Origin of the sequence: Nitrospirillum iridis (genome assembly GCF_014205765.1) — a bacterium.
Classification (GTDB): domain Bacteria; phylum Pseudomonadota; class Alphaproteobacteria; order Azospirillales; family Azospirillaceae; genus Nitrospirillum; species Nitrospirillum iridis.
This window is the reverse complement of the sequence record NZ_JACIIZ010000030.1, coordinates 24,789-33,855: the sequence shown is the minus strand read 5'-3', so window position 1 is coordinate 33,855 and position 9,067 is coordinate 24,789. Positions and strand designations below refer to the sequence as shown.

Below are 9,067 nucleotides of genomic sequence, written 5' to 3'. Positions count from 1 at the left end.
TTAAGCGCATAGCGGATCGCCTCCGCCGTGGTCGATTTGGCGGACAGGCGTCCAAGCTGCTGCTCCAGCCATCGCTTGAACTCGTCGACCAGCGGCCGGCTCCGGGTTTGTCGGACGGATCGCCGGTCCGCTGCCGGGCTGCCCCGTATCTCCGCCTCGATGGCATAAAGCTGGGCGATCCGCTGCAAGGCCTCTTCGGCGATGGGTGCCGGTCCCGTCTTGGTGACGTCGAAGAAGTCCCGCCGCAGATGCGCCCAGCAATGCGCGATCCCGATGCCGGCGCGGCCCGCCACCGTCTTGTAGACGGTATAGCCGTCGGTCTGGATGATGCCGGTGAACCCGTCGAGCACGTCGGCGGCATGCTTGGCGCTCCGGCCGGGGGCGTAGTGATAGACCACCGCCGGCGGATCGCCGCCCCGCCACGGCCGGTCATCCCGCGCCAGCGCCCAGAAGTAGCCGCTCTTGGTCCGGCCCCGGCCCGGGTCGAGCACCGGCGCCCGGGTCTCATCGACGAACAGCTTGCCGGAGCGCAACAGGTCGGCGCGCATCAGCCGCCAGACTGGCGTCAACTCGGCGGCGGCGTAGCCCACCCAGAAGGCCAGCGTCGAGCGGTCGATCATGATCCCCTGCCGGGCGAAGCCCTGGGCCTGCCGGTACAGGGGAACGTGATCGGCGTATTTGGTGACCAGCACGTTCGCCACCAGCCGCTCGGTCGGCAAGCCGCCCTCGATCAGCCGGGCCGGCGCCGGGGCCTGGACCACGGCGCCCGAACAGGAGCGGCAGCCATAACGGGGACGGCGGGTCACGATCACCTGGTAGCGGGCCGGCACCACGTCCAGCCGCTCCGACCGGTCCTCGCCGATCACATGCATGGTCCCCTGGCAGCAGGGACAGGCCGTGCTCTCCGGCGCCACCACCACCTCGATGCGCGGCAGGTGCGGCGGCAGCACCCCGCGTGCCTTGCGGCGCTCACCGGTTCGCCGCCGCTTCAGCGCGGGCTCATCCTTCTCCGCCACGGCCTCGGTCTCAGCCCGGGCCTGCTCGATATCCTCCAGCGCCAGGTTGAGCTGGTCGGCATCAAGCCGTTCCGACCGCGGGCCGAACTGCATGCGCTGCAGTTGGTGGATGAGGTGGCGCAACCGGTCGTTCAGGTCCTCAACCCGCCGCCGCGCCGTCCGCTCGGCCTCCAACGTCTCCGCCAGCACCAGAACCTGGGCGCGCAAGGCCTCGACATCGGCCGGAAGGGTGTCGGGATCGATCCGCATGGCAAGAGCATTTATAGCACGGAATCAGCCACTTGGCATCATATGCCCCAACGGTCGGGCTATCCCGCAACCTTCGGGCGCCCCTGTCGCGGGACATGCAGCCGGCTCCAGTCCAGCCCGGCCAACAGTGCCTCCATCTGGGCGCCCGACAGCCGCATCACCCCGTCGGTGATCGGCGGCCAGCGGAAGCTGCCGGCCTCCAGACGCTTCCACACCAACACCAGCCCGGTGCCATCCCAGACCAGCAGCTTCAGCCTGTCCGCGCGCTTGGAGCGGAACACGAAGACCGTCCCTGAGAACGGGTCCTGCGCCAGCACCTCCTGCACCAGCGCCGCCAGGCCGTCGGCACCGCGCCGGAAGTCCACCGGCCGCGTCGCCACCAGAACACGGATGCCGGACGGGGGGATGATCATCCCAGCCGCTTCAGCGTGCGCAGCACCCGCGCCAGCAGCGCCGGGTCGGTATCATCGCCCGCGCGGATCACGGCGCCAGCATAGGTGATCTCGATGCCCGGACCCCTTGGTGCCGCCATCCCTTCCGGGACCACGGGCGCGAACGTGACGCCAGCCGCCTTCTCCCCGCCGCGAAGTTCCCGGCGCCACGCGTACAATTGGTTCCGATGCATCCCATGGCGCCGCGCCACGACGCTCGCCACCGCGTCAGGCTCCAAACTCTCCGCCACGATCCGCGCCTTCTCCTCCGCACTCCAGCGACGCCGACGCTCAGGCCCGTCCAGCACATCCGCCAGAAGCGACATGTGCCCATTAATTAGCAAATTACTTGGCGAACGATCCAATCCGGCCTCCCTCAACGGGCCCGATGGTCACACACTCAGGAATTCCGAACCACGTGGGGGCAGCGCACCGCTTACATTCGACCGGCTCGACACCCTGTCCTCTTGAGATGGGGATGTACCCCTGCCCTGGCGTGCGAACAACAAAACCCCCGCCGGCTTGGAAGCGGGCGGGGGTTTTGTATGTTGGTTGCGGGGACACGCAACCATCTTAACTTGCTGTTCCGGGCGGCGGCGTGAAATCGCAGATCAAAACCTGGAAACAGCCCGGACGGGATTTGACGACAAAAGCATAATATGTTGTTTTTGTTGGTAGAATTTCCCTTCGGGTCGAAAACATGGGCGCAACAAGCAGAGGCAGCACCGCATAAAGCTGCCCCTCCCTCAGATTTACCATCATCCATGACCGGCCGCCACCCGCGCCGCGCAGGCCGCGGCCTGGCGGCGAATGTCAGGGACGGCGATGCATTCCCAGAAGGTGCCGCGCACCATCGGCCCCAAGGCCCAGAGCCCTGGCACCGTGGCACCGTCAGCGCCCCGCACCGACAGGTCGTCACCAACATCGAGACCGATCCCCAACGGGTCGAGCCGGACCAGACCACGCGTCATCAGCCGGTCGATCAGGCCGGGACGCACCTCGCGCATGCTGGCCAACCCGACAGCATCGACGACACGCTGACACAGCACGTGCTGTACGCCTCCATGTCCATTCCAGGCGACGCGCAACCCGTCCGGATCGGACTCCAGCTCAAACAGACGGCCTCTTTCTATGCGCAGGGTTCCCCTTTTCAGTTCGCCGGCCAACTGGTCGGCAACCGTGGGCGCCATGCGGTGACGGTGGATGTCCCACCAACGGCGGGCATGGCGCAGGAAGCGGCGGCGTTCGTCGAGGGACCATCCCTGCCATAGCTCGGCGGTGATCGGACGGATCGAATCCACCACCGCCCGCCAATCCACGCCCTGGCCCGCCGCCAAGGCGACCTCCCGGCGGAGGCGGCGCATGACGCCAAGGACTGTCGCCCCCTCGCCGCGATCCATCTTGACCAGGGGCCAGGGCGGAGAGGCGCGGTGCGCCTGCGGCAGCAGCCCGCGCCGCGACAGGGCGATGACAGGACCGGTGAAGCCAACCTCCCGCAACGTCTGAACGATGTCCACCATGGTCAGCGCGGTGCCGCGGATCAGGACCGGCTGCGACGGATCGAGCCCGGCCAGCCATGCCGGATCCCAGGGGTCCGTCACGTGCCGGGGATCCGCGGCGGGAAGCGGGGCCACATGGCCGGTGGCGAGCACCACCGCCGCGACGTGATATTCGGCACCGTCGGCGCCGATCAGGACGAAACCGTCTGGGGATCGGCGGCAATCGACGATTTCAGCGCCGATCCGCTGGGCACGGGATCCCCCTTGCTCATCAAAAGTGTCGCACAGATAGCGCGCATAGAGCTGCCGCGAGGCGAATAACCCCGCCTCGGTGTGGTGACGGTCGCCGGGTTCCCCCGCATCGGCGGCCAACCAGCGCTCGAAATGGGACGGGTCGTCGGGAAAGGCGCTCATATTGGCGGCGCGGACGTTGAGCAGATGGCTCGGGCTGGCGGTGGCATACGCGAGGCCGGGGCCGACGCGGCCACTCCGCTCGAACAGGATCACCGGCGGGCCGTCGCGAAGCAGACGCGTCAGATGAAGCGCCGTCGCGGCACCACTGAAACCGCCACCCACGACGGCCAGGGGAAGTCGGGTGGTGGTCATCAGTATCTCTCCATGAAAAATACGGGTTGCGAGACGGGGAGGCGAACCAGCCGCCATGGATATGGGATGGGCAACGCTATCTCGTTTCCTTCGTTGGGAATTTGATGGATGTCACCTCCGGCCGCCGTGCCATAAGCATGCGGCGTGAGCCGTAGGTCAGCTACTTGGGACCGCTCCATCGTTTGAGCGGTCCCAATGTGAACCGGCCCCCCTCACCAACGCCGGCGTTTCCCGTCATTCCCACTGGCTGGCCCAACGAATGGCATCAAACACATCACGATGCCCGTGAGCATTTCACGTTTTCTGTTTGTTCATTAATTTTAACAACACAACCATTATCATGTGAAGCGAACAAATATATTGAGCTTGTTCGTGAAATTGTGAACCCTCTGGTTTCGTGCCTTGAGTGCCCTCCCTCGCGGATCGCTCTCGCCACCCCAAAAAGGGTCGAATGCCATGTTACCGACGAACTTGGATATGGACGTGCTACGGACCCTGGTGGTGTCGAACGACCTGGGCAGCTTCGCCAAGGCGGCCATTCAACTCGGGCGGACACAACCGGCCCTCAGCCTGCAAATGCGCAAACTTGAGGAACAGATCGGCGTACCCCTGTTCCGCAAGAACGGGCGCCACATGTCGCTCACCGATACCGGCGTCACCGTGCTGCACTACGCCCGCCGCATCCTGGCCCTGAATGACGAGGTGCTGGTGACCGCCCGGGGTGGCAAGGATCTGGGTATCATTCGCCTGGGCCTGCCGCAGGATCTGGCGGAAAGCTGGATGCCCGGGATCCTGGCCCGGTTCCAGGCGCGCCATCCCGACATCCCCTTCGAAGTGCAGGTCGGTTGGTGGGAAGACCTGCGCGACCGGGTGCAGGAGGGCAAGCTGGACCTGGCCCTGGCCTTCGGCGATGCCGCGGCCGCGCATTCGGGTGAGGTTATCGGGCACCTGCCGCTGCAATGGATCGCCTCCTCCCGCTTCAGATGGGATCGGGACAAACCGCTGTCCCTGGTGCTGCCCGATGCCCCCTGCACCATCCGCGACAAATGCTTCAACGCGCTGAACGCCGTCCGCATCCCCTGGCGCATCGCCTTCTCCAGCTACAGCCTGACCGGTGTCATGGGCGCGGTGGAGGCCGAGTTGGGCATTTCCGCCCGCACGACGCTGGGGACGCCCTCCTCGCTGGTGGAAGTGGGGAGCCAATTGGCGTTGCCGGTGCTTCCCCACGTTCCCCTGACGCTGTTCACCGCCACCGGCCGGCGGTCGGCGACGCTCAACAGCCTGCTGGACGTCATCAAGGACAGCCTTATGCCGCCGCCCGCCGAACTGCCGCAACTGCGCATCGCCTGACGGCGTGTCAACCCACTGGGGCGGTGGCCCGCGCCGACGGCCGCTGGGACAAGACCGCCTGCCACGCCGCCAGTTTGGGATGGTTGGCGCGCCAATCCTCCTCCGCGAAGCGGAAGTCCAGGAACTCCAGTCCACAAAAGGCGGCGATCTCGCTGATGGTGGCGAAGCCCTGACCGAAGGTCTCCACCTCCGCCTCCAGACTGTTCAGTGCCCGGCGGATGACCGTCCACTGCCGCTCCACCCATCCCGACCACCGCAGCTCCGCCGGACGGATGGCGAATTCCACCCGCAGGGCGACGGCGGCATCCATCAACCCGTCGGCCAGCGCCTGGCGCCGCAGCACATCCCAGCGCACGGCCTCGTCGGTCGGGAACAGCGACGTTCGCCCGGGGTTGGCCGGCGCATGGGCATCCAGGTATTCACAGATCACCAGGGAATCGTACAGCGTCGTCCGGTCGTCAAAGACCAGCGTGGGGATCTTGCCCAGGGGATTGTCGTCCGGCAGATCGGTGTCCGGCGCCCAGGCGTTGGTCGGCTCACAGACGATACGGTCGGCCAATCCAACCTCATGCGCCACGATCAGGACCTTGCGCACGAAGGGGGACGCGGACGAATAACGCAGCTTCATCAAAGTACATCCTTGAATTTGGAAAAGTCGGGCGCGACGGCGCCAACGGGGGGAACGACCTTCCCGGGGTTGAGCAGACCAGCCGGGTCCAGCGCCGTCTTGATCGCGCGCATGACCGCGATCGCGGGCCCATGCTCCGCCACCATGAAGGGCAATTTGCCAAAGCCGATGCCGTGTTCACCGGTGCACGTGCCACCGGCCGCCAGGGCCCGCGCCACCAGACGGACATTCAGCCATTCCGCGGCGGCGATCTCTTCAGGACTGCCGGGCTCGATCGCCAACACGCAGTGGAAATTCCCATCCCCGACATGGCCAACGATGGCGGCGGGGAACGGCAGCTGGTCCAGGTCCGCCCGCGCCGCCACCACCGCCTCGGCCAGACGGGACAGGGGGACGCAAACGTCGGTCGGCCAGCCGCGGGCACCCGGCCGCGACCCGACGATGGCCCAATAGGCCTCGTGCCGCGCCTTCCACAGGCGTGACCGATCCTCCGCGCGCGTGGCCCATTCAAATGGACCGCTATCATGGTCGACCGCGATGGCCTGCACCAATTCCGCCTGCTCGGCCACCGCGGCCGCCGTGCCATGAAACTCGAAGAACAGGGTCGGGCGTTCGGCCAAGGTCGACCCGCTGCGGCGGTTCACGGCGCCTATGGCTTGCGCGTCCAGGAACTCCGCCCGCGCCACCGGCACGCCGGACTGGATCACCGTGATGACGGTGTCCACCGCGTGCGCGGCGCTGGGGAAGGAACAGACGGCGGCGGAAATGGTGTCGGGCACACCGAACAGACGGATGGTGAGTTCGGTGATGACGCCCAACGTCCCTTCGGACCCCACGAACAGGCGGGTCAAGTCGTAGCCGGCGGAGGATTTGCGCGCCCGGCCACCGGTGCGGATGACCTGCCCATCGCCCAACACCACCGTCAGCGCCAGCACCACGTCGCGCATGGTGCCGTAGCGGACGGCGTTGGTGCCCGAGGCGCGGGTGGACGCCATGCCGCCCAGGGTGGCGGAGGCACCGGGATCGATGGGAAAGAATAGGCCGTGATCCCGCAAGGCCACGTTCAACTGCTCCCGCGTCACCCCGGGCTCCAGCGTCACATCCATATCGGCCGGCCGTACCTCCAGAATGCGGTTCATGCCGGAGAAGTCGAGGGAGACGCCGCCCCTCAGGGCCGCGACATGCCCTTCGAACGAGGTGCCGGCACCAAAGGGAATGACGGGCACACCATGGGCGGCGCAGAGGCGGACCACCGCCGCGACCTCCTCCGTCGACCGGACATGGGCGACCGCTTCCGGCGGCACGGCGGGGTGCCAGGATTCGTCGTGCCCATGGGCCTCGCGATCGGCGGCGCGGCGGGACAGGCGGTCGCCCAGCAGCTCGGCCAGGGCCGACCAGAAGGCCGCCGGCCGCTCCACCTCATGAAGGCTCTCTGTCACGGCCATGTCAGTGCGCTCCTTTACGCTGGGGATTCGCGGCCAGGAACGCGCGGCTGACCTCGCCCGCGATCCGCACGCGCTCAGCGGCCGGCAGGTCGGCGTAAGCGCCGGCGGGCGCTTCCAGGCTCAGGGGCAGGCTGGCCGGGATCGCCGACAGGTAGTCGGCCAAGGGCAAGCCGCCCTGCCCCGGATATGAGCGCGCCTGCCGCGCCTCGGCAGCCAGGGCATCTTCGGACACCGCGTCCCCGCCCTCCGGGCGGGCCGGCGCGTCGCACAGATGCACATAGGCCAACCGCGCCGCCGGCACCGCCGCCAGTCGCGCCGCCGTGCCCCCCGAGCGGTTCAAATGCAGCAAGTCCACCAGCAGTTTCAGGCTGGGATTGTCGACGCGGTCAGCGACCCGCAGGGCCGCGTCCAGCGTGCGCAGCGGGCGGAACGGCATGAATTCCATGGCGATGGTCAGGCCCAGTTCCGACGCCAGGTCGGCGAACGCGGCGTAATTGTCGATCAGCCGGGCCTCGTCCGCATCGATGCCGGCGGACAGGACGAAGCGGGCACCCAGTTCCACCGCGACCTCCAACCCCTCCCGCAGGTCCGCGACCTGGGTGTCCGGCCAGAGGGAGAAACTTTCCGCCTCAAGGATGGCGAGCCCGAGATCCGCCGCCTGGGCTTTCAAGGCGCGGGCGCGGGGACGGTCAACCGGCCAGCGGCCCGGCGTATGCGCCGGCGGCCGGCTGCGCAATCCAACGGCGTCGAATCCCGCCCGCGCCGCGAAGAGGAGAAAATCCTCCGGCGGCGCGTCCAGGGCGGTGAGATGGGAAATGGAAAGCATGGGGAGTGCCTTTTTGAAAGACGACATCGCCTCGTGCGGCCCCTCGCATCCAAGGGGCCGCCCAACAAACCCGGGGGCGGGATGCGGCAGGGTCAGGCTGGGCGCGGTGCTCCCGTTCAGGGGCCGCCGCGCTCAACTTCAGGGGCCGCTACGCTGAGCCTCAAGTGCCGCTGCGCTGAGCCTCAAGTGCCGCTGCGCTCAAGGTCCCCGGAATATTCCACCGTGCACAGGCGGCCGCCCATGAAGCGATCGGCCAGGGGATTGCGCACCAGCTTGGCCTGTTCCGCCATCGCATGCTCCCGGTGATCCTCCGCGCGGTCCTCCGGGCTGTAGCCCAGCTCATAAGCACGGGTGTTGTCGTACCAGCTGCGATCGTTGCTGGAGAGGCCATAGACCAGATCGAAATGGATGTCGGGATGCTCCAGCCCGATGCGGATCAGCTGCACGAAGTCCCGGGGGCTGATCCACAGGGCCAGGCGCCGCTCGTCCTCAGGCAGGTCGTGGACCCGGCCGATACGGATGCATAAGGTCCGCAGGCCGTGCTTGTCGGCATACAGTGCCGCCACCGCCTCGCCGAAGGCCTTGGACAGGCCGTAGCGGCTGCTGGGCCGGACGGTGACGTCGGTGCCCAGGCGGCGGTGGCGGGGATAGAAGCCCACCGCCTGGTTGGAGGATGGGAAGACGACGCGCCGCACATTGTGCTTCCGCGCCGCTTCGAACAGGTTGTAGGCGCCGATGATGTTGGATTGCAGGATATCGGCCCAGTCGTATTCCGTGGACAGGCCGCCCAGGTGGATGATGCCGTCCACGCCCGCCACCGCCGCCTCGACCTGCGCCAGGTCGGCCAGGTCGGCGGCGACGAATTCCTCATGGGGCTGCAGATCGTCCGGCGGCGTCAGGTCGGACAGCCGCAAGTTCGGGTAAAACGCCGGCAGCAGGCGCCGCAACCGTCGCCCAACCCCGCCATTGGCACCGGTCAGCAAAATCTTGGTCATCGAAAGTCCAATCCTTATCCAG

The 9,067-nt window shown here is 67.4% G+C and carries 9 protein-coding genes; 1 reads left to right on the top strand and 8 read right to left on the bottom strand.

Annotated elements, in window-relative coordinates; all coding sequences use genetic code 11:
* From tnpC to FHS74_RS29430, 4 genes are all read right to left on the bottom strand, one after another.
* A partial coding sequence (gene tnpC, locus FHS74_RS29445; protein ID WP_184807841.1) for an IS66 family transposase occupies window positions 1-1,265 on the bottom strand: 1,265 nt, incomplete at its 3' end.
* Between the two features lie 59 nt (window positions 1,266-1,324).
* Entirely contained in the window at window positions 1,325-1,678 is a 354-nt protein-coding gene (gene tnpB, locus FHS74_RS29440; protein WP_184807840.1) for an IS66 family insertion sequence element accessory protein TnpB, read from the bottom strand.
* A complete protein-coding gene (tnpA, locus tag FHS74_RS31080; protein WP_184807839.1) occupies window positions 1,675-2,022 on the bottom strand; it encodes an IS66-like element accessory protein TnpA in 348 nt (115 codons plus the stop codon). Before tnpA ends, tnpB begins: the two co-directional genes overlap by 4 nt.
* A gap of 432 nt (window positions 2,023-2,454) precedes the next feature.
* Entirely contained in the window at window positions 2,455-3,801 is a 1,347-nt protein-coding gene (locus FHS74_RS29430; protein WP_184807838.1) for an FAD/NAD(P)-binding protein, read from the bottom strand.
* 456 nt (window positions 3,802-4,257) lie between these two features.
* On the opposite strand from FHS74_RS29430, the gene FHS74_RS29425 reads away from it, so the two are divergent.
* Window positions 4,258-5,151 (top strand): LysR substrate-binding domain-containing protein, encoded by an 894-nt coding sequence (locus FHS74_RS29425; RefSeq protein WP_184807837.1) that lies wholly within the window; start codon window positions 4,258-4,260, stop codon window positions 5,149-5,151.
* Window positions 5,152-5,158: 7 nt separating this feature from the next.
* Here FHS74_RS29425 and FHS74_RS29420 read toward each other — a convergent pair whose 3' ends face one another.
* The 4 genes from FHS74_RS29420 to FHS74_RS29405 all read right to left on the bottom strand — a co-directional run bounded on the left by FHS74_RS29420 (window position 5,159) and on the right by FHS74_RS29405 (window position 9,045).
* Entirely contained in the window at window positions 5,159-5,779 is a 621-nt protein-coding gene (locus FHS74_RS29420; RefSeq protein ID WP_184807836.1) for a glutathione S-transferase, read from the bottom strand.
* The gene (locus tag FHS74_RS29415; RefSeq protein WP_184807835.1) at window positions 5,779-7,224 is read right to left on the bottom strand and encodes an FAD-binding oxidoreductase; all 1,446 of its coding nucleotides are present in this window, start codon (window positions 7,222-7,224) and stop codon (window positions 5,779-5,781) included. The genes FHS74_RS29420 and FHS74_RS29415 overlap by 1 nt, the downstream gene beginning before the upstream one ends.
* Window position 7,225: 1 nt before the next feature.
* The gene (locus FHS74_RS29410) at window positions 7,226-8,050 is read right to left on the bottom strand and encodes a sugar phosphate isomerase/epimerase family protein (protein ID WP_184807834.1); all 825 of its coding nucleotides are present in this window, start codon (window positions 8,048-8,050) and stop codon (window positions 7,226-7,228) included.
* A 182-nt stretch (window positions 8,051-8,232) separates the two neighbouring features.
* A complete protein-coding gene (locus tag FHS74_RS29405; protein ID WP_184807833.1) occupies window positions 8,233-9,045 on the bottom strand; it encodes an NAD-dependent epimerase/dehydratase family protein in 813 nt (270 codons plus the stop codon).
* Window positions 9,046-9,067 lie beyond the last annotated feature (22 nt).

Excerpts from the sequence above, each read along its gene's own strand:
- FHS74_RS29425 (WP_184807837.1), top strand. The coding sequence starts at position 4,258 with ATGTTACCGACGAACTTGGATATGGACGTGCTACGGACCCTGGTGGTG.
- tnpA (WP_184807839.1), bottom strand. The coding sequence starts at position 2,022 with ATGTCGCTTCTGGCGGATGTGCTGGACGGGCCTGAGCGTCGGCGTCGC.
- FHS74_RS29430 (WP_184807838.1), bottom strand. The coding sequence starts at position 3,801 with ATGACCACCACCCGACTTCCCCTGGCCGTCGTGGGTGGCGGTTTCAGT.
- tnpB (WP_184807840.1), bottom strand. The coding sequence starts at position 1,678 with ATGATCATCCCCCCGTCCGGCATCCGTGTTCTGGTGGCGACGCGGCCG.
- FHS74_RS29415 (WP_184807835.1), bottom strand. The coding sequence starts at position 7,224 with ATGGCCGTGACAGAGAGCCTTCATGAGGTGGAGCGGCCGGCGGCCTTC.
- FHS74_RS29410 (WP_184807834.1), bottom strand. The coding sequence starts at position 8,050 with ATGCTTTCCATTTCCCATCTCACCGCCCTGGACGCGCCGCCGGAGGAT.
- FHS74_RS29420 (WP_184807836.1), bottom strand. The coding sequence starts at position 5,779 with ATGAAGCTGCGTTATTCGTCCGCGTCCCCCTTCGTGCGCAAGGTCCTG.
- FHS74_RS29405 (WP_184807833.1), bottom strand. The coding sequence starts at position 9,045 with ATGACCAAGATTTTGCTGACCGGTGCCAATGGCGGGGTTGGGCGACGG.